Source organism: Vreelandella sulfidaeris, from assembly GCF_042429665.1.
GTDB lineage: Bacteria > Pseudomonadota > Gammaproteobacteria > Pseudomonadales > Halomonadaceae > Vreelandella.
The window spans coordinates 974,864-997,867 of sequence record NZ_JBHMAC010000010.1; the positions used below are offsets into that span (position 1 = coordinate 974,864).

The 23,004-nt window shown below is 54.7% G+C and carries 19 protein-coding genes; 8 read left to right on the plus strand and 11 right to left on the minus strand.

Annotation, left to right across the window (positions count from 1 at the left end):
- Window positions 1–57: 57 nt before the first annotated feature.
- From ACFFLD_RS09385 to ACFFLD_RS09415, 7 genes are all read right to left on the minus strand, one after another.
- Complete coding sequence (locus ACFFLD_RS09385; RefSeq protein WP_386039443.1) at window positions 58–1,200, minus strand: ABC transporter substrate-binding protein; 1,143 nt, start codon at window positions 1,198–1,200, stop codon at window positions 58–60.
- A 42-nt stretch (window positions 1,201–1,242) separates the two neighbouring features.
- The gene (locus ACFFLD_RS09390; RefSeq protein WP_386039445.1) at window positions 1,243–2,901 is read right to left on the minus strand and encodes an AMP-binding protein; all 1,659 of its coding nucleotides are present in this window, start codon (window positions 2,899–2,901) and stop codon (window positions 1,243–1,245) included.
- 156 nt (window positions 2,902–3,057) lie between these two features.
- A complete protein-coding gene (locus tag ACFFLD_RS09395; RefSeq protein ID WP_386039447.1) occupies window positions 3,058–4,191 on the minus strand; it encodes an acyl-CoA dehydrogenase family protein in 1,134 nt (377 codons plus the stop codon).
- Window positions 4,191–4,994, minus strand: a complete 804-nt coding sequence (locus tag ACFFLD_RS09400; protein ID WP_386039449.1) for an enoyl-CoA hydratase family protein — start codon at window positions 4,992–4,994, stop codon at window positions 4,191–4,193. Before ACFFLD_RS09400 ends, ACFFLD_RS09395 begins: the two co-directional genes overlap by 1 nt.
- A 45-nt stretch (window positions 4,995–5,039) precedes the next feature.
- Window positions 5,040–5,522 (minus strand): MarR family winged helix-turn-helix transcriptional regulator, encoded by a 483-nt coding sequence (locus tag ACFFLD_RS09405; protein ID WP_386039451.1) that lies wholly within the window; start codon window positions 5,520–5,522, stop codon window positions 5,040–5,042.
- Window positions 5,522–6,292, minus strand: coding sequence for an SDR family NAD(P)-dependent oxidoreductase (locus tag ACFFLD_RS09410; RefSeq protein WP_386039454.1), 771 nt, complete (start codon window positions 6,290–6,292; stop codon window positions 5,522–5,524). The genes ACFFLD_RS09405 and ACFFLD_RS09410 overlap by 1 nt, the downstream gene beginning before the upstream one ends.
- Entirely contained in the window at window positions 6,289–8,574 is a 2,286-nt protein-coding gene (locus ACFFLD_RS09415) for a bifunctional salicylyl-CoA 5-hydroxylase/oxidoreductase (protein WP_386039456.1), read from the minus strand. Before ACFFLD_RS09415 ends, ACFFLD_RS09410 begins: the two co-directional genes overlap by 4 nt.
- Before the next feature lie 381 nt (window positions 8,575–8,955).
- Here ACFFLD_RS09415 and rsd point away from each other — a divergent pair, with 381 nt between their 5' ends.
- A complete protein-coding gene (gene rsd, locus ACFFLD_RS09420; protein ID WP_386039458.1) occupies window positions 8,956–9,444 on the plus strand; it encodes a sigma D regulator in 489 nt (162 codons plus the stop codon).
- A gap of 156 nt (window positions 9,445–9,600) precedes the next feature.
- On the opposite strand, the gene ACFFLD_RS09425 is transcribed toward rsd, so the two are convergent.
- A complete protein-coding gene (locus tag ACFFLD_RS09425; RefSeq protein WP_386039460.1) occupies window positions 9,601–12,672 on the minus strand; it encodes an efflux RND transporter permease subunit in 3,072 nt (1,023 codons plus the stop codon).
- Window positions 12,656–13,777 carry an efflux RND transporter periplasmic adaptor subunit gene (locus tag ACFFLD_RS09430; protein ID WP_386039462.1) on the minus strand — a complete coding sequence of 374 codons (1,122 nt, stop codon included), beginning with the start codon at window positions 13,775–13,777 and terminating at the stop codon, window positions 12,656–12,658. Before ACFFLD_RS09430 ends, ACFFLD_RS09425 begins: the two co-directional genes overlap by 17 nt.
- 397 nt (window positions 13,778–14,174) lie before the next feature.
- Here ACFFLD_RS09430 and ACFFLD_RS09435 point away from each other — a divergent pair, with 397 nt between their 5' ends.
- The 3 genes from ACFFLD_RS09435 to ACFFLD_RS09445 all read left to right on the plus strand — a co-directional run bounded on the left by ACFFLD_RS09435 (window position 14,175) and on the right by ACFFLD_RS09445 (window position 16,003).
- Window positions 14,175–15,149, plus strand: a complete 975-nt coding sequence (locus tag ACFFLD_RS09435) for a malate dehydrogenase (RefSeq protein WP_386039464.1) — start codon at window positions 14,175–14,177, stop codon at window positions 15,147–15,149.
- Between the two features lie 262 nt (window positions 15,150–15,411).
- Window positions 15,412–15,645, plus strand: coding sequence for a hypothetical protein (locus tag ACFFLD_RS09440; protein WP_386039466.1), 234 nt, complete (start codon window positions 15,412–15,414; stop codon window positions 15,643–15,645).
- The gene (locus ACFFLD_RS09445; protein WP_386039468.1) at window positions 15,635–16,003 is read left to right on the plus strand and encodes a type II toxin-antitoxin system VapC family toxin; all 369 of its coding nucleotides are present in this window, start codon (window positions 15,635–15,637) and stop codon (window positions 16,001–16,003) included. The genes ACFFLD_RS09440 and ACFFLD_RS09445 overlap by 11 nt, the downstream gene beginning before the upstream one ends.
- A gap of 80 nt (window positions 16,004–16,083) precedes the next feature.
- Here ACFFLD_RS09445 and ACFFLD_RS09450 read toward each other — a convergent pair whose 3' ends face one another.
- On the minus strand, window positions 16,084–16,740 hold the full coding sequence (locus tag ACFFLD_RS09450) for a histidinol-phosphatase (RefSeq protein ID WP_386039470.1): 657 nt from the start codon (window positions 16,738–16,740) through the stop codon (window positions 16,084–16,086).
- 197 nt (window positions 16,741–16,937) lie between these two features.
- Between ACFFLD_RS09450 and rppH the strand changes: the two genes are divergently transcribed.
- Window positions 16,938–17,429: an RNA pyrophosphohydrolase gene (gene rppH, locus ACFFLD_RS09455; RefSeq protein ID WP_386039472.1), complete on the plus strand. Its 492-nt coding sequence runs from the start codon at window positions 16,938–16,940 to the stop codon at window positions 17,427–17,429.
- Window positions 17,430–17,517: 88 nt separating this feature from the next.
- Window positions 17,518–19,779 carry a phosphoenolpyruvate--protein phosphotransferase gene (gene ptsP, locus ACFFLD_RS09460; protein ID WP_386040423.1) on the plus strand — a complete coding sequence of 754 codons (2,262 nt, stop codon included), beginning with the start codon at window positions 17,518–17,520 and terminating at the stop codon, window positions 19,777–19,779.
- Here ptsP and ACFFLD_RS09465 read toward each other — a convergent pair.
- Complete coding sequence (locus ACFFLD_RS09465) at window positions 19,776–20,561, minus strand: NRDE family protein (RefSeq protein ID WP_386039474.1); 786 nt, start codon at window positions 20,559–20,561, stop codon at window positions 19,776–19,778. The two genes, ptsP and ACFFLD_RS09465, sit on opposite strands and share 4 nt — an antisense overlap.
- A gap of 203 nt (window positions 20,562–20,764) precedes the next feature.
- On the opposite strand from ACFFLD_RS09465, the gene ACFFLD_RS09470 reads away from it, so the two are divergent.
- Window positions 20,765–21,955 (plus strand): response regulator, encoded by a 1,191-nt coding sequence (locus ACFFLD_RS09470; protein ID WP_386039476.1) that lies wholly within the window; start codon window positions 20,765–20,767, stop codon window positions 21,953–21,955.
- Window positions 21,956–22,142: 187 nt separating this feature from the next.
- Complete coding sequence (lgt, locus tag ACFFLD_RS09475) at window positions 22,143–22,940, plus strand: prolipoprotein diacylglyceryl transferase (RefSeq protein WP_386039478.1); 798 nt, start codon at window positions 22,143–22,145, stop codon at window positions 22,938–22,940.
- Window positions 22,941–23,004: the final 64 nt, after the last annotated feature.

Genomic DNA, 23,004 nt, shown 5'->3' on the forward strand with positions numbered 1-23,004 from the left:
TATCCTTAGCGAAGACGAAGAGTAAAGGCTGGGTGCATAAACCCAGCCGAGGCGAGCTTACATCTGGCACTGTTCGAAATAGACGTCTTGAATATCTTCGATCGCTATACCGATCAGGCGATTGGTCGGCGTACCATCGTCACCTTCTACCACTTCGCGTACGTAAATATCCTGGATGGGATGATGGTTAGGGCCAAAGCGGAACTCACCGCGCACGCTGTCAAAGTCGGCGGCCCGCAGCGCTTCACGGAAAGCGTCCTTGTCATCGGGGTGGGCCTTTTCAAGCGCACTAAGGATCAGGTTGGCGGTATCGTAACCTTGTGCCGCATAAAGCGTCGGCATACGCCCATAGGCGGCCTGGAAGCCCTCTACGAAGCGGTCGTTAGCCTCATTTTCCAGATCGTAAGCCCATTGCGAGGTGTTGCGGGCGCCAATGGCCGCACTGCCGACGGCCTTGATAAGAATTTCGTCAAAGGAGAACGCGGCGCCAAAGATCGGCATATCAACCCCGGAGCTTTCCCATTGCTTCATGAACGAGATGCCCATACCGCCAGGCAGGAAGAAGAACAGGCTATCGGCATCGCTATCGCGGATCTGGGCGATTTCAGCTGCGTAGTCGGTCTGGCCCATTTGGGTGTAAAGCTCGCCAACGACGTCACCTTCATAAAGATGCTTGAAGCCCGCCAGCGCATCGGTGCCTGCCGGGTAGTTGGGCGCCATGATAATGGGGCGCTCATACCCCTCTTCGCGCATATAGGCACCCATTGCGCCATGCAGGTTGTCATTCTGGTACGCCACGTTGAAGTAATTTTCGTGGCACATGCGACCGGCTAAATCAGAAGGGCCGGCATTGGGCGAGAGATAAAACACGCCTTGGCGAGTAACGGTGGGTACTACCGCCATCGCCAAGTTAGACCAGATAATGCCGGTGAGTATGTCGACGTTATCACGCTGCATAAATTCATTGGCCAAGCTGCGCGCCAGGTCAGGGCGGTTGGCGTCATCTTGAATCAGTACTTCAATATCATCACCCCCCGACTGCTCCAGTGCCAGCATGAAACCATCACGAACATCGACACCCAGATGCGAACCTCCCCCGGACAGGGTGGTTATCATGCCAATCTTGACGTCATCGGCATGAGCCGTCACCAGGCTTGAAGAGAGCAGTAACCCAAGACCCAAGCGGGATAGCGTTTTCATTGATTCTTCCTCATTTTATTTAATCGTTTTATTGCTTAGAGGTTATACGTTGTTATTGATGCTAGAAGCGCCTGCGCCCGGGTAATATTCCTGGTTCAGCCGAAAACGCTGAACCTTACCAGTGGGTGTTTTAGGTAGTGCCTCAATGAAACGAATCGAGCGAGGGTACTTATACGGCGCGATAGTCTGCTTCACGAAGTCCTGCAACATTTGCAGACATGCGTCATCTTCCTGAAATCCATCGTTTAGAACAACAAAAGCCTCGACAATCTGGCCTCGCTCCTGGCTAGGGGCACCAATCACAGCACATTCTTTCACGGCGGGATGGGACAAGAGCGCTGCCTCTACCTCGGGGCCTGCAATGTTATAGCCTGCCGAGATAATCATGTCGTCATTGCGGGCGGCGAAATGGAAGTAGCCTTCCTCATCCTGATAGAACGCATCGCCGGTGATATTCCAGCCATCTTTTACATAGTTTCGCTGGCGCTTGTCGGCTAAATAGCGACAGCCGGTGGGCCCACGTACCGCGAGCTTGCCGACTGTTCCAAGGGGGACGGCCTGCATATCATTGTCAACGATCCGTGCTTCATAGCCTGCTACTGGTTTGCCGGTGCAGTTAGGACGGTGGTCGTCCAGACGATTGGTGATAAATATATGCAGCATTTCTGTGGCGCCGATACCGTCAAGGATTGGAGTGCCGGTTTGCTTGATCCAATCATCATAAATCGGGGCGGGCAATGTTTCGCCTGCGGAAACGGCAACGCGAAGACTGCTTAAATCCTCGTGACGCGTGGGTGCCGAGAGCATCGCTCGATAAGCGGTTGGTGCGGTAAACACCACGGTAGCCTGATATTCGCGGATAATATCCATCATATTGGGCGGCGAGGCATGTTCGAGCAGCACGGCGGTGGCACCGAAGCGCAATGGAAAGATCGCCAGCCCACCCAGGCCAAACGTGAACGCCAGCGGTGGCGAACCGACAAATACGTCATCAGGCGTTACCTGTAAAACCTCCTTGGCGTAACCGTCGGCAATTACCAATAGGTCCCGGTGATAATGCATGGTGGCCTTGGGTGAACCAGTGGTGCCAGAGGTAAAGCCGAGTAACGCCACATCATCGGCGGCGGTATCCACCGCATTGAAAATGGAGGGTTTTCTTAGCGCTAAACGGTCAAGCTCTGCGTCGTGATTGGCCGTACCATCAAAACCGATAATACGTGTAAGGCAGGTGCTCTGTTCCTGGCAGGTGATGAGTTCATCAAACAGTCGGGTATCACACAAGGCTAAGCTGATCTCCGCCTTATCGATCACCTGGCGAAGCTCTTTGGTCCTCAGCATGGGCATGGTATTGACGACCACAGCACCTGCCTTGGTAGCGGCTAGCCAGCAGGCCACCATGGCCGGGTTATTGGCAGAGCGGATGAGCACTCGTTGTCCCGGCACCACGCCTAAATCTTCCACCAATACATGGGCAAGGCGGTTGGTCCACTCGGTGAGCTCTTGGTACGTTCGGCGACGGCCATTGCCTGCTAAGGCAATACGTTCGCCGTAACCTAAAGAAACCAGCCGGTCGCAGAGTTCAACGCCCGCGTTGAGATGTTGGGGGTAATCGCAGCCTGAAAGCAGAAAATCAGGCTGACAGTCAATAGGGGGCAGGTTATCCCGTGCAAAGGTATCAGCATGAGCCGACTGGATAGTCATGACCAATCTCCGTATTTAGTGTCGTTGTTTATTCCTGCCCAACGCCTCAAGTGAAGCGTGGGCAGAGATACGGTGCCTGGCGTAATGTTTTATTGTTTTTTGATTTTTCGTTTAAAACCTAGTGTGGCTTTTTTGGTTGCTTACTCCTTTAGTTACTTACTCTTCCGCGAGCATGCTGCGGGCGATCACCACTTTCTGTACGTCTGAAGCCCCTTCATAAATACGCAGTGCGCGGATTTCGCGGTAGAGACTCTCGATAATGTGTCCTTTGCGCACGCCGTCACCGCCATGCAGCTGCACCGCCTGATCAATTACCTGCTGGGCCTGATCGGTGGCAAATAACTTGGCCATCGCTGCTTCGCGCGTTATCCGTTCTGCCCCCTGATCCTTGGTCCAGGCAGCGCGATACACCAGCAGGGCGGCTGCATCTACGTTGAGCCCCATATCGGCCAAGTGGCCCTGCACCATCTGAAGGTCGGAGAGAGTAGCGCCAAACAGCTCCCGTGAACGACTTCGCGACAGCGACTCCTCCAGCGCTCGGCGGGCAAAGCCCAAGGCTGCGGCACCCACTGTTGAACGGAAAACGTCCAGAACCGACATGGCAATCCGAAAGCCCTGCCCAGGTTGGCCGATCATTGCGCTGGCAGGCAGCACCATCTCGTTAAAGCCAAGCCGTGCCAGTGGATGAGGTGCCACTGACTCCAGCCGTTCACGAATCTCAAGCCCTGGTGTGTCGGCGGGTACCAAAAACACGGAAAGCCCTTTGGCGCCGGGGCCTTCACCGGTGCGAGCGAATACCGTGTAAATATCGGCAATGCCGCCATTCGATATCCAGGTCTTTTCACCATTCAAACGATAGCTGTCGCCTTCGCGCTCGGCGATGGTATCCAGTTGGGCTACATCGGAACCGGAGCGCGGCTCGCTAAGGGCAAATGCTGAAAGCGCTTCACCACGGCGGGTTTTCTCCAGCCACTGCTTCTGCTCATCGCTGCCATATAAGCTGATTGCGCCGGTGCCCAATCCCTGCATGGCAAACGAAAAGTCGGCTAGGCCGTCATGCCGGGCCAGGGTTTCACGGATGAGGCACAGGCTACGTACATCGATATGCTCACCTGCAGTACCCTCTAAAAAGCCCGCCTGACCTAGATCACGCACTAACTGAATACAGGTAGCATCAACATCGCTGTGATCCCGGGGCAGCTCTGCGCTGCACCACGCTTCCAACTGCTCGGAAAGCTCGCGATGCCGGGCCTCGAAGAAGGGCCATTCTAGAAAACGTTTGTCGCTCATCAGTCCCCCTTGAACTCAGGTTTTTGTTTGGCTACAAAGGCATGGTAGGCGCGTTCAAAGTCCTTGGTCTGCATGCAGATTGCCTGCGCCTGGGCTTCCGATTCGATAGCCTGTTCCAGGCTCATCGACCACTCCTGGTTTAACTGGGTCTTGGTAATGCTGTGGCCGAAAGTCGGCCCCTGAGCCAGTCGGGTGGCGTAGGCGATGGCTTCTTCTTCAAGGGTGTCGGGTTCGGTCACGCGGTTATAAAAACCCCATTGCAGGCCCTCCTCGGCGCTCATGCTGCGGCCACTGTATAGAAGGTCGGCGGCGCGGCCCTGGCCGATAATGCGGGGAAGAATCGCGCAAGCGCCCATATCGCAGCCCGCCAATCCCACCCGGGTAAACAAGAATGCCGTGCTTGCGCGGGGGGTGGCAAAACGAATATCCGAGGACATGGCGATAATAGCCCCCGCGCCGACGCAAATGCCGTCCACGGCGGCAATAATCGGTTTACCGCAGTTCAGCATGGCTTTGACTAAATCCCCCGTCATTCGGGTGAATTCGAGCAGTTCCTTCATATCCTTGCCCACCAGAGGGCCGATGATTTCATGCACATCGCCGCCGGAGCAGAAGTTCTCACCGTTGGAGGTAAACACTACCGCGTGCACATCTGAGGCGTAGGCTAAGTCGCGAAAGGTATCACGCAGCTCCGCGTAGCTTTCAAACGTCAGTGGGTTTTTGCGCTCTGGGCGATTTAACCGAATAACGGCGACATCACCTGTCATTTCCCATATGAAGTGCTCGGGGGCTAAGTTAGCCATGCGTCTCATTTTTGTTCTCGTCTGCCAGTGATTAGTAGGAGCTCGTTAGTTGGTGTCGTTATTGATAGAGGCTGGTAAGCGGTGGAGCAACTCGCCTATATGATGGGCGTCCTCTTCGGTAACTCCCTCAAAAAGCGCGTTGATCCAGCGTTCATGTTCAACGGCCATGTTGCTAAAGCTTTTCTGGCCAGCATTGGTCAGGCATACCCGCGTAGCGCGTCGGTCGCCTTCAATTGCAATACGTTCCACGGCGCCATCCTCCACCAGACGATCAATAATGCCGGTGACATTGCCGTTGGAAACGCGTAGCCGGCGGGAAAGCTCATTCATTTTCAGGCCTTCCTCACTGGCATACAGGGCGGCCAGCACATCAAAGCGGGGCAACGTAGACTCATGCTCTGTTCGCAGACGCTCACGTAGCTCGGACTCGACCTGTCGGGTAACCCGCAGCATGCGCAGCCATAAACGCAGGCGCTCTTTGCTCAAGCTTTTTTGGCTCTGGCCAGGTTTATCTAAGCTCTCAGCCATCATACTTCTCCCCCTGAGATAGAAATGGCCTGGCCGTTAATCGCGCCGCTGTTAGGCCCGCACAGCCATAGGGCAGTAGCGGTGACCTCAGCGGGTGTAATTAAGCGCCCGGTGGGGTTGGTGGCTTGAAAGTGCGCAGTCGCTTGCTCGGCTGACTGCCCTGTTTTGGCGACAATGTTCTCGACGCTTGCAGCCAGGAGCGGGGTATCGGTAAATCCTGGGCATAGTGCATTGACGGTCAGGTTGCGAGTGGCTGTCTCAGCAGCCAGTGAGCGTACCAGCCCCACCACTCCATGTTTTGCTGCACAGTAAGCGCCCACATAGGCGTAGCCTTTCAGGCCTGCTGTGGAGGCGACCGCTATCATTCGTCCACCGTCGTTTAACTGTTTCAAGCCTTCGCGCAGGGTCAGAAAAACACCACCCAGATTAACGTTCATCATCTGTTGCCACTGCTCTAAAGAGGTCTTGGCGAACGGCGCACTTTCCGCTGCCCCTGCATTGGCAATGACGATATCGACACTGCCATGCTGCTCAAATAGCACGACCATGGCGGCTTCATCGGTGACATCGACTACCTTGAAGTGAATAGCGTCATGTTGCTGGGCGACCGCTTGCAGGGCAGCCTCACGGCGTCCGGTAATGGTGACCTTCGCGCCCGCCTGGGCAAAGCCAAGCGCCATATCGGCTCCGATGCCGCTGCCACCGCCAGTAATGATGATACGTTTGCCTGCCAGGCAGTCAGTTACCAAGCTGTCAGTTGCCAAGGTCATATCCAACCCTCGCCGCGTTCCGCTAAGCGCTGGAGCTGATCGGCACCTGCCCGGTAGGGTGCAGGCCACTCAACTTCACGGTCACCCAATCCCGCAGCTACATGCAGCAGCCAATAGGGGTCGGCGAGATGGGGGCGCGCTATGCAGACCAAGTCAGCTCGCCCGGCAATCAAGATTGAGTTCACGTGGTCAGCCTGATAAATATTGCCTACTGCCATGGTGGCAATAGGTGTTTCGTTACGAATCCGGTCGGAGAAAGGCGTTTGGAACATGCGTCCATACACAGGCTTGGCCTGGGTCGATGTTTGTCCGGCAGAGACATCGACGATATCCACATTCGCCTCGCGCAGCCGTTTGGCGATTTCCACGGCATCGTCGGGGGTAATGCCTTCATCGCCGCGCCAGTCGTTGGCGGATATACGCACCGCCAGCGGTTTATGATCTGGCCAATCGCTACGTACGGCATTGATGATTTCTAACGGATAACGCAGCCGGTTATCCAGCGAACCGCCATATTCATCGTCACGGTAGTTGGTCAAGGGGGTAATAAACGAAGAGAGCAGATAGCCGTGGGCGGCGTGAATTTCGATCATATCGAACCCAGCACGGTCGGCCATCTGCGCGGCGGCGACAAACTCATCGCGTACGCGATCCATATCATCGCGATCCATCGCTTTAGGTGCCTGGTTGCGCTCAGCCCAGGGGCGAGAGGAGGCTGCCAGTATCGGCCAGTTACCCTCGTCCAACGGTGCGTCCATCTCATGCCAGCCCAGCTGCGTAGAGCCCTTGGGGCCGGAGTGGCCGAGCTGGGCACACAGCTTGGCAGAGGTCTCTGCGTGGACGAAATCGCATAGCCGCTTCCACGCTGTTTCATGTTCCGGGGCGTAGAGCCCTGGGCAGCCAGGGGTGATACGCCCACCTGAGCTGACGCAGGTCATTTCGGTATATACCAGCCCTGCACCGCCCTTGGCGCGTTCAGCATAGTGGCTAAAGTGCCAATCGGTAGGGCAACCATCAACGGCCTTGTACTGCGCCATGGGAGAGACCACGACGCGATTGACCAGTGTCATGTCACGCAGTTGGTAGGGCGCAAACATTGGCGCACGGGTGCTGTCAGGATTGCCCGCCTGGGTTTGAAACCAACGTTCGGCACTCTTTAGCCATTCAGGGTCGCGCAATCGAAGGTTCTCATGACTAATACGCTGGGAGCGGGTCAATAATGAGTAGTTGAACTGCACTGGGTCCAGATCCAGATAGCGTTCAATTTGCTCAAACCATTCGGTGGAGTTGCGCGCGGCGGACTGTAGGCGAAGCACCTCAAAGCGGCGCTCTTCCTCATAGCGGGCGAAGGCGTCTTCCATGGTGCTTTCGCTGTGCAAGTAGTTAGCCAGGGCAATAGCGCTTTCCAGGGCAAGCTTGGAGCCCGAGCCAATCGAAAAGTGAGCGGTAGCCGCCGCATCACCCATCAACACTACATTCTCATAGCTCCAGCGTGCGCAGAGCACGCGAGGAAAGTTGATCCATGCCGAACCGCGTACGTGGTTGGCATTGGTCATCAGCGCATGGCCGTCCAAATGCTTGGCAAAGATACGTTCGCAGATCGCAATCGATTCCTGCTGATTAAGTTCACCGAAGCCGAAGGCCTGCCAGGTTGCTTCGCTACATTCGACGATGAACGTCGCCGTATCCTTATCAAACTGGTAAGCGTGCGCCCACACCCAGCCATGCTCGGTCTTTTCAAAAATAAAGGTAAAGGCATCGTTAAAGGTCTGACGAGTACCTAGCCAAACAAACTTACACACCCGTACATCTATATCGGGTTTGAAGTGTTCGGCGTAGGTTTGACGGGTTCGGGAATTAAGGCCATCGGCGGCGAGTACCAGATCAAATTCGCGTCGGTACTCTTCAATGCTGGTTTCGCTGACATCGGCTTCAAAGCGCATTTCCACGCCGAGTTCATGGGCGCGCTCTTGCAGCAAGATTAATAATTGACGACGACCAATGCCGCAAAAGCCGTGGCCTGTCGACACGGTTTTAACGTTCTGATGGATGACCGCTATGTCGTCCCAATAGGCGAAATGCTCACGAATCCGTTCCGCACTCACAGGATCGTTGGTGGCCAGGTTATCCAGCGTTTCATCTGATAACACCACGCCCCAACCAAAGGTATCGTCTGCCCGGTTGCGCTCAAATACCACGATGTCATGGGAAGGGTCCTGGAGTTTCATGCTAATGGCGAAGTAGAGCCCAGCAGGCCCTCCGCCCAGGCAGGCGATTTTCATTTTTATTCTCCACGGGAAATCACACTCTTTTCTGAAGATAGGAGAGCTGCTGATAAAATTCAAGCTTAAACTTTTTAAGTTTAAACTATTTTGCTGTATGCACTCGACGCCAGGTGGGTGGCTTTGATCGCTATGCTGAGCGTAAGATGAGAGCATAAGAGTATTAAAAGACGTGGAGCCAGCCGCTTTAGAACGCTGGTTTTCCCCTATAGAAGAAAGCGTTATAGGGTTTGAACTTTTAGTACCATTGAAACCGTACTTGCCGGCATTGACAGCGCTGTGCCTAGGCGCGACGCTAAGCCCATCTGTTGCCCTATGCAGTGAAGCGAGTTATAAAGCGCCGCTGGAAGTAGCTAAAAGGTTCGATAAGGAGAAAGCCCCATGCTCGAAGATTGTAAAAATGCCCTGGAGCGCTGGGGAGGCGTGCACACCCTGATTGATCGCTGGCTCGATCAGCGCCGTCATTTATTAGTGAGTTTTATTGAGTTAAAAGAGGCGTGCGACGCTGAACTGGAAGCTGTCAGTAAACAGCCCATCGACACCTTCAGTGAGTTGTTGATGGACTATATCAGTGCCGGTCACTTTGAGATTTATCCGCAGCTTGCCGAAGAGGCTCAGGCATTCGACGACGAAGCTGCGCTGCGTATCGCTGAAAAATTGCTTGAGCGATTGGATATGTCGACCGAGATGGTGCTGGCGTTTGATAGCGATTTTGGTTCAACGCTTAGCTGTGAACAGAATATTGCCCGTCTTCCCGCCTGGATTGACCGCCTGGCGCGTGGCCTCACCGAGCGCTTCGCACTGGAAGACCAGTTGATTGCTCGCTTGCATGCGGCGCATAGCCCACAGCACACCAAAGCTCCTGCTTAACTTTATGGCATTGCGAGGAGCATAGCGACGCGGCAATCTAAGCCTACAGCGGCAATCCAACCCCGAGATTGCTTCACTGCGTTCGCAATGACAAATAAGGGCAACCCCCAGATTGCTTCACTGAGTTCGCAATGACAAATACGCTCGCAATGACCGTTACCTCTTGCGATGTAGCTTGCCTCCTATCACCAGCATGCAGGGCGTCAGCAGCAGAGTAAGGGCGGTGGCGAAGGTGAGCCCGCCGGCGATGGCGCTCGACATCTGTGTCCACCACTGCGCAGAGGGAGCGTTAAAGCCAAGGGCTGGTGTGAACAGATCGACATTGATACCCAGCACCATCGGCATTAATCCAAGCACCGTGGTAATCGCGGTTAGCAGCACTGGACGTAAACGCAAGCAGCCAGCTTCCAGAGCGGCCTCGCTGGGTGACATACCCTCACCGCGCAGCTCATTATAGGTGTCAATCAACACAATATTGTTGTTGACCACGATGCCCGCCAGGGCAATGACGCCCATTCCCACCATCACCACACCAAAGGCTTGGCCGGTAACCAGCAAGCCCATCAACACCCCCGCGGTAGAGAAAACAATCGCCGAAAGCACCAGCCCGGCCTGATAAAAGCTATTGAACTGGGTGACCAGAATCAGCGCCATTAAACCAATCGCAATCAAGAACGCACTGGCCAGGAACTGCATCGACTCCTGCTGGTCTTCCTGCTCGCCAGCCACATTGACCATTAACCCGTCAGGTAACTGATCGTTACCAGCCTCCAGTAGTGCCCGCAGGCGTTCATCAGCGAGATAACCAGGGGCTAAATCCGCTTCCACGGTAATCGCCCGGCGGCCATCAATACGATTGAGCGTACCCACCTTGGGCGCTGGAGTGAGCGTGACAAAGTGTGAGATCGGCACTTGGCCGCGCTGGGTGTTGATCGTTAACCGTTCCAGTTGATCCAGTGAACGCCAGTTTTGTGGCAGGCGCACACGGATATCGACTTCGTCGTTGACCTCAGGCGGTCGATAGCTAGCTACCTGAAGGCCCGTGGTCAATAACTGTACGGCGCTGCCAATCGTGGTGACGTCGGTGCCCATACGCGCAGCGGCTTCGCGGTCTACATTTACTCGCCACTCCACGCCCGGCAGACTACGGTTATCCTGAATATCTTCAAAGCCCTCTAGCTCACGCATTAATTGGGTCAACTGGTTAACGCCTGCATCAGCGACCTCGGGATCGGTTGCGCTCACCTCGAGCACAATGGGTTTACCGCCGCCCGGCCCCATTTCCTGCTCTTGAAATTCCAGGTTAATGCCGGGGATCTCTCGGGTACGTTCGGCCATATCGGCCAAAATAGCGCGGGCAGGGCGCCGCTCATGCCAGTCGATGAATTGGAACTGGAGCATGCCAATCACATCGTTGCCCATCTGCTCGTTGGGCACTGCAAATGAGCGAGCGTACAGCGCTCGGACTTCACTCATGCCTGATAGGGTCGCCTCAACTCGCTGTACGATAGAGTCGGTTTCCTCAGCGGAGAAATCTCCGCGCGCGCGCACCAACACTTGAGCGCTGTCGGGTTCTACATTAGGGAAGAAGTCGACGCCGTGATTAAACCGGGCATAGCCGGTATACAGCAGCACCATTAGCAGCACGGTTACCAGCAGGACCCAGGCGGGATGCTTGAGTAATCTAGCCAATAAATGGCGATAGCCACGCCCTAGCGAAGTGGTGGCTTCCTCAGGGGGTGTGTCGTTTGATGTCGTGGCTGTACGCGTAAAGAGTCGCCCCAGCGTGGGCAGAAACACCAGCGCCATGGCCAGCGATGCCAAAAGGCACAAGATGACGGTGGCGGGCAGGTATTTCATGAACTGCCCGACGACCCCTGGCCAAAATAGCAGGGGCAAAAAGACTGCCAGCGTAGTGGCGGTGGAGGCAATGACCGGCCAGCTCATTCGCGACGCGGCATTAAGCCACGCTTGATGGGGCGTTTGGCCATCGCGTAAGTATCGGTCTGCCAGCTCGCTAACCACGATCGCACCGTCCACCAGCATGCCTGCCACTAGAATCAGTGCAAACAGCACGACAATATTGAGCGTGAAGCCAAACGCCCATACCAGCAGTATTCCTGTTAAGAAAGCGCCGGGAATGGTCAGTCCAACCAGTAGCGCCATGCGCCAGCCCATGACGGCAACGACCACAATCAACACCAGGACCACGGCGGTTAGCACGTTGTTTAAAAGCTCAGAGAGCATGTTTTCAACGGTGGTCGACTCATCCAGAATGGTGGTGAAGCGGAGCTGCTCGGGGAGTATGTCTTCGGCTTGTGCCAAGCGCTCACGAACGTCGTTAATGGTGGCAATGATATTGGCACCGGCGCGCTTGGAAATTTCCAATACCAGCGCGGGTTGGCCATCAATGCGTGCAAACCCTGCCGGGTCCTTGAAAGTGGGATTGATCCAGGCCACATCGCCAAAGGTAACGACCTGATCACCTTCGACCTTGACCGGCATATTCATGACATCATCGAGGGATTCAATAATACCGGGGACTTTCAAGGCCAGGCGTCCTGCGCCGGTGTCCAGGCTGCCTGCCGCCACCAAGCGGTTGTTGCGCGACACCTGGTTAAACAGTGCATCAAAATCGACCCCGTAGCTCTCCAGTACCAGCGGGTCGACGACTATTTCCAATAGGTCTTCCCGCTCACCGGCAATGTCGACCTCCAGTACGTCGGCGATGCCTTCAATCTCTTCCTGCAGGCGCCTGGCAATGGTAATTCGCTCGCGGGTATCAAGCTGACCGGACAAGCCGATCGTTAAAACCGGAAACTCCGATACATTGACCTCCATCACGCGCGGTTCATCCGCTTCTGAAGGCAACTCGCTGCGGGCGATATCGACCCGGTCGCGCACCTCTGTGAGGGCGGTGTCAGGGTCAAAACCAGGGTCGAACTCAAGCGTGATCGAGCCATGTCCCTCGCTGGATTGGGCGGTGAACTGGCGCAGCCCTTCAATGCCGCGCAGCTCCTGTTCCATCGGGCGGATCAACAGGCGCTCGGCATCTTCAGGGCTTACTCCCTCCAACGACAGCGAGACGTAAATCATCGGAATGGTAACGTCGGGGTTGGCTTCTTTGGGGATCATTTGCCACGCTGTGATACCCGCTAGCAATAGGCTTACTAACAGCAGTAACGTTGTACGGGTACGCGTGAGCGCGGCATTAATCAACTGGCGCATGAACACGTTCCTGTGCCGCTGACGGTGATGAAATAATCGGTTCTTCAGCCGGCACGGGGCTGACGGTTTCACCGCTTTCCACCATGCCCGCGCCTAGCGTAATCAGGCGTAGCGGGTCGGGAAGGCCAGTAACATACGCGCGTTGAATATCGGCGCTGACCAGTTCTACAGCGGTCTGCTGTACCTGGTCTTGATTATTCAAATGTTTTACGGCCAGTTGGCCTTCGCTATTTAAACTCAGTAGCGCCGGTGAAAGAGTGTGGACCTGACGGGGCGGCAGGGTAATCGTTAGCTCCGCGCTGCCGCCTGCCAAGCGCTTCCCGTCAGGGTTATCCAGCGTCGCTTCAATATAGAAACTCCGTGTGGCCTCGTCGGCCCGGTGGCTTACAAAGGTCAACTCGCCGTCTAAATGATCCCCATTCAACAGCCGTGCGGTCACCGGCAACCCTTCGCTTAAATCGCCTACCTGCTGCTGAGATACCCAGGCAATGCCTTTCAGTCGTCGGTCATCTACCAGTTGGGCCCACTCTTCGCCTGGCTGGAGCAGATCGCCAAGCTCCACCTGAACCCGATTGAGTACGCCATCGAACGGGGCGGTAGGGCGAGTGTCGCTAAGCTGCTTCTCCAGCTGAGCGACCTGGGCGGCGCTGGCGCTCAGTGCGCTTTGCAGGCGCAGTAGCTCGGGTTGTGAAATCAGCTCTCGCTGGCGCAAATTACGCGCTCCGGTATATTCAGCTTCGGCTACGGCTAACTCGTCGCGTGCCTGCTGAAGCTGTTCGGGCAGCGCGTTGTTGTCCAGTACTAACAGGGTATCGCCCGCCTCAACTCGGCTACCTTGCGCCACCGGCTTATCGGCAACAAAGCCTGCCACATTGGCGCGCAGCATGGTTTCACGCTCAGCGGCCAGTTGTCCCTGCACAATGTGTTCTGGAATAAAGGCGGTACTTTGTTGCTCGACGACTTCCACCCGGGGCGCTTTAGTGCTTTGAGCAGAACTATCTGGAGGCGTGGTTTGAAAACGCTGGAAATTGCCAAAAGCGAGCCATATGACCAGGGCCAGCACCAGCAGGCTAGCCAAGGCATAAGAGAAAGGGATTTTCCGCATGGAGTGTCCATGTCCTTAGCAAAACGATTAGCAAAATAAGAAAGGAGGGCTTAGAACCGTAGATACCATAGCGCAACTCGGCTTTTTCAGCGAGTGACAAGTGGTTCTGTGAATGGCCACCATGGCAAAGAGGGACGGCATTGACGAAAAGCCGACAGGTGAAGGCTAGCGATAACATCAAGCAACGAAAGAGCCGAGTTTACGACATGTAACTGAGCTTTGTGAGGTGGTTTTTAACGCCTTATTGCCGAGTACAGGTAGTTTTCGTACAAAGCCTAGCCGCATGTCTGATTGAGTTTTTCATTGGCTGGGCATACCATCTTGGCGTCTTGAGTTCTGTTGAACCACTCCTCAGGCGAGAACCATCCTCCCTAGGCGAACCAATCAAGGAGCAATGATGAAAGATCCAGTACGTATTGCGATTACCGGCGGCGCTGGCCAGATCAGCTACTCTCTAATTTTCCGCATCGCCGCAGGCGACATGCTGGGGCCGGATCAGCCTGTCATTCTCCAGCTTCTGGAAATTCCTCAAGCGATGGACGCGCTGAATGGCGTCGTCATGGAAGTTAACGATTGTGCCTTCCCGCTGGTACAAGACATTGTTGCCACCGATGACCCGAACGTTGCGTTCAAAGATGCCGACTTCGCTATGCTGGTAGGCGCTCGTCCGCGTGGCCCCGGCATGGAGCGTAAAGATCTGCTCGAAGCTAACGCGGCGATCTTCTCGGTACAGGGTAAGGCATTGAACGATCACGCCAGCCGCGATGTAAAAGTGCTGGTGGTGGGTAACCCGGCTAACACCAACGCACTGATTGCTTCCTGCAACGCGCCAGACCTCGATAAAGGTCAATTTACCGCCATGACGCGTCTGGATCATAACCGCGCGCTGACCCAGCTGGCTCAGAAAACCGGCAAGCACGTCACTGACGTTGAAAACATGATCATCTGGGGCAACCACAGTGCCACCCAGTACCCGGATATTGCCCAGTGCAAGGTAGACGGCAAAGCCGCCGCTGATCTGGTTGAGCGTGACTGGTACGAAAACGACTTTATCCCTACCGTGCAGCAGCGCGGCGCGGCAATCATTAAAGCGCGTGGCGCCTCTTCTGCGGCGTCCGCTGCCTCTTCTGCCATCGACCACATGCACGACTGGGCGCTGGGCTCCAAAGGCATCGTCAGCATGGCGATTCCGTCTGACGGCAGCTACGGCATCGAAGAAGGCATCATCTACTCCTACCCGGTGCGTTGCCAGGGCGGCAAGTATGAAATCGTTCAAGGTTTCGAAATCGACGAGTTCAGCCAAGAGAAGATGAAAGCTACCGAGAAAGAGCTCCGCGAAGAGCGTGCGGCCGTTGAGCACCTGCTCGGCTAAGCGCACCCACTAACGCTGCTTTTTAAGAGCGTTTAGTAACACAAAACCCCGCCAGCTATCGCTGGCGGGGTTTTGTGTTTTTGGCCGTGCTTGATTTAGTCGTGCGGGGGGTGTGAATCGTATAGCTTGGTAAACGTGAGGGCGATAATGAATGAAAGCGTTATCGTTTAGAGCCATAAGTTCTTCTCGTTTTACTCCTCGAATTTTCCACAGAAAGCGTGTCAAATAAGTGAATCAGTTATTGGGTGATAGAGAGGTTGCGATGAATGCAATTGAATTTGAAGCAGATATTGAGGATGGGATAGTTAAAATTCCCGAAGAGTATGGGTATTTAAAGAACAGACACGCCAGAATCGTTGTGCTGTATGAAAATACACCAGAAGAATTGAGCGTTTCTGCTAGTCAGGCTGAAATAGATTTTGCAGCTGTCAAAGCGCCATCCCTAGCCGGTCATGACGGAGTCGAATACCAAAGGACGATGCGAGATGAGTGGTAGTTACCTGCTTGACACCAATGTCTTCATTAATGCCATTGAACGTCAGTTACGGTTACCTGCTGCTCATTACTTATACTCTGTCATCACAGAGCTTGAACTCTTATCCTTTCCTGGTCTGCATCCAGAAGAAGAGCAGGTCATTAAGACGATATTGATGCAGTTAACGAGAGTAGAATTGGATCATCACGTCAGAAATGAAACGATCACGGTGCGGCGTGGCACTCAGATGAAGCTACCGGATAGTATTATCTCTGCCTCGGCACTCGTTACAGCAGCTACGTTGGTGACTGACGATGTCAAGCTAGCAGCGCAGCATGCTGGTAATGTGATTTCGCTTGAGGCACTGCTAAACCGCTAAGCATTTTTCTGCGTGTGGTAGTCCTCAATACTGTTATAAGCGCTGCAGTTTCGACGCGGTGCCGGTTTTCGTACTCAGCATTAATCCCGCAAACTCATAATCCGCCATTGGCGCTCTTCGGCGACTTTTCGCAGGGTGTCGTCGGGATCGACCGCGACGGGATGTTCAACATTCTCTAAAAGCGGTAAGTCATTGTGCGAGTCGCTATAGAACCAGGCGCCTTCCATGCTCATGTTTTGATCTTCTAGCCACTGCTGTAGGCGGGTGACTTTGCCTTCACGGTAGCTGGGAATGCCCGAAACACGCCCCGTGTAGCGCCCCTCTTTGACCTCTGGATTGACCGCAATCAGGTGATCGACACCCAGCCGCTCGGCAATGGGCGCGGTAATAAAACGATTGGTAGCGGTAATAATCAACAGTGTATCGCCTCTGGTGCGGTGGCGAGCCAGTAGCTCCTCCGCTTTTGGCAAAATATGTGGCTCAATTTTGCTGATCATAAATTGCTGGTGCCAGGCGGATAGCTGTTCTGGCGAGTTATCGGCCAACGGCTTGAGCGCCATTGCCAGAAAGGCCGCCATATCCAGCGTGCCGGCATTGTAGTCGGCCATGAAGCGTTCGTTGGCTTCTCGGTAAGCGATTGGATCTACCGCTCCCTGTTCGAGTAAAAACTCACCCCAGGCATGGTCGCTATCGGTGGATAGCAGGGTATTGTCCAAATCGAAAATGGCCAGACTCACAGTGCTCCCCTTATCGTTCATTATGGATAACATAAGGCATGTTATCGGTGATTGGCGGAGGCGGATTATCGCAGAGTCGTGTATCCATTCCCACCGACACACAGCATCCATTCATCACTTAGCGTTATATTGTATTGATACGCTTGTCACCCTTGTGGAAAAATGGGGACAACTGAAAATTTATGAAGGTGATGTCCGTGATCGACGCTGACGGCTTTCGCCCCAATGTTGGCATTATCATTGCCAATAGCCAGGGGCAGCTGCTTTGGGCGCGTCGGGTAGGACAAAATGCGTGGCAATTTCCCCAAGGGGGCATCAATGCAAGCGAGACGCCACAACAAGCACTTTTTCGTGAGCTTTACGAAGAGATCGGTTTAACCGCCGACGATGTTGATATTGTTGCCTGCACCCGGGGCTGGCTACGCTACCGTCTGCCACGACGTATGATTCGAACGCATTCGCGTCCAATCTGTATAGGCCAGAAGCAGAAGTGGTTTTTACTTAAAATCCGTTGCCAGGAAAGTCGCATATGCATGACGGCAACCCCGACGCCCGAGTTTGATGGGTGGCGGTGGGTGAGCTACTGGTATCCGCTTGGGCAGGTCGTGCCTTTTAAGCGTGAGGTATACCGGCGCGCACTACGAGAGTTGTCTCCCCGCGTTCAGCGCTTGGCACAGGATGAAGAATAGGGCGACAGGCCGCTGTCCAGAGAGAAACGGCGGCAGTTTGCCAGGAAATTCCTCAGCGAGGCAAATAACAGTGAAAAGTAACATGTCCATGCTTGAGGTGCTGCGCCGGGTTATCCAAGAAGTTAACGGTGCGCGCAACCTCGACGCCGCGCTGTCTACGATGGTACGCCGAATCCGTAAAGCGATGCAGACCGATGTCTGCTCCTTTTATCTTTACGACAAAGAGCTTGAGTCGCTGGTGCTAATGGAAACTATTGGCCTGCGCACTCAAGCGGTGGGGCGCGTTGTACTGCCTTTAGGTGAAGGCTTGGTGGGGATAGTGGCTAAACGTAGCGAGCCGCTGAACCTTGAAGATGCGCAAACGCACCCGCAATTTCGTTACTTTGAAGCTACCGGTGAGGAGCGCTATTCCAGCTTCTTGGGCGTCCCTATTATTCACCAGCGCCACATGCTGGGCGTGTTGGTGGTCCAGCAGGCCGAAAAGCGCCGCTACGATGATGAAGATGAAGCCTTTCTGGTCACCATGGCGTCTCAGTTAGCGGGTGTGCTGGCGCATGCCCTGGCGACCGGCAATCTTATGCGCCCAGCGTTAGCCGGTGGCCAGGCGATGTTTAAGGGGATTGCTGCATCGCCAGGCATGGCGATGGGCGAAGCGGTCGTGATTACGCCGCCTGCTGACCTTAATAGCGTGCCCGATTTGGTACCCAGCGACCAGGATTATGAGGTTGCCCGCTTAAAAGAGGCGATTGGCAAAACCCGTAACGAAATCCGCGCGGCGGCCGAGCGTCTGACAAACCGGATCTCCGCTCAAGAGCTTGCCCTGTTTGATGTGTACCAGCAAATGCTTGGCGAAGCAGCGCTCGCCGATGAGGTTGAAAAACGTATTCGTGAAGGCCAATGGGCGCCCGGTGCGCTGGCGGATGTGGTGCGTCGCCACGTACAGTATTTAGAGCGGGTCGATGACAACTACCTGCGTGAACGGGCAGCGGATATTCGTGATTTGGGTCGCCGGGTGCTGGCGCACCTTCAGAAAGATACCCCCTCTACGCCGGAAACCTATCCGGATAACGCCATCTTAGTGGGCGATGAAATCAGCGTTGCCATGCTAGGCGAAGTTCCTCGTGACAAGCTCAAAGGGCTAGTGTCGGTGCGCGGTTCCAGCACCTCTCACGTGGCCATTGTGGCTCGTGCGATGGGGATTCCTACCGTGTTGGGGATGGTGGATTTGCCGTTGCCGCGCCTCGGAGGCGCTCCGGTGGTCTTGGACGGCCATCGTGGTCGCTTGTTTGTGCGCCCCGCTGCCGAACTTAAGGCACGTTACGCTAGTTTAATAGCTGAAGAAGAGGCGCTCAGCGAGCTGTTAGAGCACGAGCAGGATCTGCCCAGCGCTACGCCCGATGGCTACACCATGCCGTTAATGGTGAATACCGGCTTGGCGGTTGATGCCACCGCCCTATTGAAAAGCCGTATTGGTGGGGTGGGGCTTTACCGCACCGAAGTGCCGTTTATGATTACTGAACGCTTCCCAGGGGAAAAAGAGCAAACGCGGCTCTATCGTGATCAGTTAGAGGGTTTTGCACCGTTGCCTGTGGTCATGCGCACCCTGGATATCGGCGGTGATAAGGATCTTCCTTATTTCCCCATCGATGAGGCCAACCCGTTTCTGGGCTGGCGTGGGATGCGAGTCACGCTCGATCACCCTGAAGTATTGATGGTGCAGCTTCGTGCGATGCTCAAAGCCTCCATCGATCTGGATAATCTCTACGTTCTTTTCCCGATGATTACCAATGTGGAGGAGGTTGATGAAGCGCTGCGCTTGCTGGATCGCGCCATTCTAGAGCTAGGGGAAGAAGGTATTACGGTAGTCAGGCCGAAGGTCGGCGTGATGATCGAAGTGCCCGCCACCATCTACCAAATGGATGCGCTGGCGAAGCGGGTCGATTTCTTCTCAGTGGGCAGTAACGACCTGACTCAGTACTTGCTGGCGGTTGATCGTAATAATCCACGGGTATCTAGTTTGTATGATGCGCTGCATCCGGCGTTACTTGGGGCGCTTCAGGAGCTTGCCAGTGACGCTGCGCGACTCAAGAAGCCGATTTCGCTATGCGGTGAATTAGCCGGTGACCCGGCAGGTGCGTTGTTGCTGATGGCGATGGGCTTCACCAGTCTTTCCATGAACGCGCCCAGCTTGCCAAAAGTACGCGCCGCCATTCGCCGTGTGCCGTTTAGCGATGCTCAACAACTGCTTAAAGAAGTAATGCTATTGGATACACCCGCTCAGGTGCATACGCTGTTGGAAAGCCGTTTAGACGAATGGCAGCTATCACACCTAATGCCGCCCCGGGATTAGAGGGACGTCTCGTTTGAGTCGTTGGGAAGCGCTAGGGTGGTCTCACCCTCAAAGTGGCCCAGCGGCCCGAAGCGCTGCTCGGTCATCTTGATGTCTCCTTTGGCGTCTAGCGTTAGCCACGAAGTTGCACGAGTCCCGTAGTGCTCTCCGATTATAAATGCCGCTGAAAGCTGGCGTTCGAGGGTTAGCCCCACGCCGGTATCGGGAAGGGCTTCTGTGGCTGCTTCCTGGGAGTTGTGCATCGCGTCTTTAACGGCGCTGGGCCACTCTTCCAATGATGCCTGGGCATGCGCGCGCCTTACGTTTAATAGCTTTGGCCAAGGGGAGTTCAGGTCTGCGTTGGAGATGGCGTGTACGCCGGGGGCCACCTCGTTCAGCACTAGCCGGTCTCGGCCGCGATGCAGGTGCCAAAGCCGTTGTGGTGTTGCCACGAGTAAATTAAACCCTGCGTAGCGCAATGCTTCGCCCTGACTTAGTCGGGATAGCCAGGCGGCAATATCCTCGCATGCTAGCGCATTAGCGACGAGTTCACCCCGGCTGGGCGAGTCCAATGGCGCATACAGTAAAGGGTCACGTACATTGGTTAACGCCGCCACAATGCCGCCCTGTCTAGCTGCAAGCCATGACCCCCCGGCTTCTAAGTCTCGCCCGCCGGCTATGTCAGGGTGATCCTGCCAATGGGCAAGAGGTGCTGTCGGCCGCACATGGAACTCATCACGGTTACCCATGAGACGTAAGGGGGTCGGCGTGCCAGGCTGCCAAGCAAACGATATCAAGCACATAACAAACTCGTCAGCAAAAAGAAGGGGAAGTATTCAACGTAACAGCCGCATGACAGTAACGAGGCGTAGACGTACACTATCAAGCGTATCATGCTTGTCGCATAAATCGTCCTGCTGATGGCAACCTTGAAGGCTATTGATAAGGGCGCAGCGGGTAAACGATCACGTTATCAGTGCCATTCGGACACCAGGAAAGCGAGATCATGCAACGTTATCAACAAGAGCCTATTTGGAACGCCATCGTGTGGCCGTTGCTTTGGCCTCTTCTGCTTGTACAGGCGGCCCTGACCCTGCTCTGTTTAGTCGTTGGGTCAATGGTCTGGTGGATGTCGCCTGGCTACGTCTCATGGAGCACGACACTATGGCTAATGTTGGCATTGCTGATTGGCAGTAGCTTAAATGTCAGCGTCTTTCTTATGTTGGTGAAATCTCGTGCCCGGCGTAAGGATGCTCGTTTCTTGGCTGAGCTTACCGAGCTGGAACAGCATGGCCAAGCGTTATGCTCACTCTCGACTAGTTCACCCTTAGGAAACTCAACGTCTGCAACTGATGCCGACAAAAGCGGTGGGCTTCCTGTTCAGCGTCTCGTTAATATTAATGCTCGATTGGCGAGCCTGGAACGCTCCCTGCACCGCTCCCAAGTGATGTTGGCAGCCTCGGATGATAACCCGTCTGAGCATGACCAAACGATGCTACAAGATCTTCAACAGCAGCGCATGCAGCTCAAGCAGTTACTGGCCGGACGTGATAGGGCGCGGGAGGAGTCGCGTTTGAAGACGGGTTACCTAACATTGTTGCAGCGTGAAACCGACAGCCTTTTTGAGCACTTAACGACCATGGCCGATAAAGAGGTATCTGACAGTTGTCGGCAGAGCATTCTTGAAGTAAAAGAGAAACTGTCTGATATTCGGGGATTGATGGAGAACCTCGTTCAAGACACGATTGTAGAGCTACCCAAGAATGAGAGAGACAGCGAGCAGCCTACCTTGTCGGCTCCTTTACGTGTGCTCGTCGTCGATGACGGACCTGTGAACTTAATGTTGGCGAGGCAAATGCTTGAAACCCAGGGGATGCAGGTCGAAGGGGTGAGCAGTGGCGAGCAAGCACTTGAGCGTCAACAAAGTGTTCATTTCGATCTGGTCTTTATGGATATTTTTATGCCCACCCTGAATGGGCTCGAAGCCACCCGGCGTTGGCGCGAGTATGAACGCACTCATGGTCAGTGCTCAAGTGTGCTAGTGGCGCTCACCGCCAATGCGGATAATGCCGGGCGCGACGCCTGCTTAGCGGCCGGTATGGATGATCTTCTTGCCAAGCCCTATCAGCCAGAAACGCTGCTTAAAATAATTGCTAACTGGTTCCCCAATACGCTGAAAGACACACCGCCTAAATGACAATATAGGTGGCTTTCTCATTCCACAGACTTATCATTGCTCCCGTGCTGTTTATGCACTGCTCGCAGCATTGGCCAGCTTGCCTGGCTAAGTTGTGAATAAATCCGCATGTTTTCAAGCATATATACCGCAGGCGTCATTAGTAATATAAATGTGTCAATGAGAGAGCACCAATGAGAGAGCGTATATGATTAATTACCCTATGATTGACCCTGTGGCCGTTTCCCTGGGGCCGCTGCAAGTCCATTGGTATGGATTAATGTACGTAGTAGGGTTTGTGGCGGCGTGGTGGCTTGGCTGTCGACGAGCGTCGCGTATTGGCCTCAATAATGATGATATTAGCGATTTGTTGTTTTACTGTGCCATCGGCGTCGTCGCGGGAGGTCGCTTAGGTTACGCCTTGTTCTATGGCCTCGGTCAGTGGTCGGCCGACCCGCTATGGATATTCCGTGTATGGGACGGCGGAATGAGCTTTCACGGTGGCTTGCTTGGTGTATTACTGGCAGCTTGGCTATTCGCGCGCCGCAAGCAGTTAGCCTTCTTTGCACTGACTGATTTTATCGCCCCTATGGTGCCTATTGGGTTAGGCGCAGGTCGTATTGGCAACTTTATTAATCACGAGCTGCCGGGGAGAATGGCGTCTCTGCCCTGGGGAATGCCGTTTCCTGGCATGGGTCCCGAGCCGCGCCACCCCTCAGCACTTTATGAGGCAGTATTAGAAGGCGTCGTATTGTTTGTCATTTTATGGTGGGTTTCTGCCAAGCCCACCTCGCGCGGCTTTGTGTCCGGGCTGTTTCTGGTCTGCTATGGGATATTCCGCTTTATGGTCGAGTTTGTGCGCATGCCCGACGCCCATATCGGCTTTATCGCCTTCGGCTGGGTCACTATGGGTATGTTGTTGACGCTCCCGATGGTAGCGCTTGGCCTTATTCTTATTGCCTGGTCACGCACTCAGCCGGTGGATATGAAGATACAAAGCGCGTAAGGGTAATGACTTAGCCTATTAGAATGGCGTATGGGGCAATCTTCGCATTGCCCCGTATCACCTC

What these genes read in the sequence shown, in the direction of transcription:
- ACFFLD_RS09470 (WP_386039476.1), top strand. Translation starts at nt 20,765, where the DNA reads ATGCAACGTTATCAACAAGAGCCTATTTGGAACGCCATCGTGTGGCCG.
- ACFFLD_RS09465 (WP_386039474.1), bottom strand. Translation starts at nt 20,561, where the DNA reads ATGTGCTTGATATCGTTTGCTTGGCAGCCTGGCACGCCGACCCCCTTA.
- ACFFLD_RS09440 (WP_386039466.1), top strand. Translation starts at nt 15,412, where the DNA reads ATGAATGCAATTGAATTTGAAGCAGATATTGAGGATGGGATAGTTAAA.
- ptsP (WP_386040423.1), top strand. Translation starts at nt 17,518, where the DNA reads ATGCTTGAGGTGCTGCGCCGGGTTATCCAAGAAGTTAACGGTGCGCGC.
- ACFFLD_RS09415 (WP_386039456.1), bottom strand. Translation starts at nt 8,574, where the DNA reads ATGAAAATCGCCTGCCTGGGCGGAGGGCCTGCTGGGCTCTACTTCGCC.
- ACFFLD_RS09410 (WP_386039454.1), bottom strand. Translation starts at nt 6,292, where the DNA reads ATGACCTTGGCAACTGACAGCTTGGTAACTGACTGCCTGGCAGGCAAA.
- ACFFLD_RS09445 (WP_386039468.1), top strand. Translation starts at nt 15,635, where the DNA reads ATGAGTGGTAGTTACCTGCTTGACACCAATGTCTTCATTAATGCCATT.
- ACFFLD_RS09385 (WP_386039443.1), bottom strand. Translation starts at nt 1,200, where the DNA reads ATGAAAACGCTATCCCGCTTGGGTCTTGGGTTACTGCTCTCTTCAAGC.
- ACFFLD_RS09435 (WP_386039464.1), top strand. Translation starts at nt 14,175, where the DNA reads ATGAAAGATCCAGTACGTATTGCGATTACCGGCGGCGCTGGCCAGATC.
- rsd (WP_386039458.1), top strand. Translation starts at nt 8,956, where the DNA reads ATGCTCGAAGATTGTAAAAATGCCCTGGAGCGCTGGGGAGGCGTGCAC.
- ACFFLD_RS09425 (WP_386039460.1), bottom strand. Translation starts at nt 12,672, where the DNA reads ATGCGCCAGTTGATTAATGCCGCGCTCACGCGTACCCGTACAACGTTA.
- ACFFLD_RS09390 (WP_386039445.1), bottom strand. Translation starts at nt 2,901, where the DNA reads ATGACTATCCAGTCGGCTCATGCTGATACCTTTGCACGGGATAACCTG.
- lgt (WP_386039478.1), top strand. Translation starts at nt 22,143, where the DNA reads ATGATTAATTACCCTATGATTGACCCTGTGGCCGTTTCCCTGGGGCCG.
- ACFFLD_RS09405 (WP_386039451.1), bottom strand. Translation starts at nt 5,522, where the DNA reads ATGGCTGAGAGCTTAGATAAACCTGGCCAGAGCCAAAAAAGCTTGAGC.
- ACFFLD_RS09400 (WP_386039449.1), bottom strand. Translation starts at nt 4,994, where the DNA reads ATGGCTAACTTAGCCCCCGAGCACTTCATATGGGAAATGACAGGTGAT.
- ACFFLD_RS09430 (WP_386039462.1), bottom strand. Translation starts at nt 13,777, where the DNA reads ATGCGGAAAATCCCTTTCTCTTATGCCTTGGCTAGCCTGCTGGTGCTG.
- ACFFLD_RS09395 (WP_386039447.1), bottom strand. Translation starts at nt 4,191, where the DNA reads ATGAGCGACAAACGTTTTCTAGAATGGCCCTTCTTCGAGGCCCGGCAT.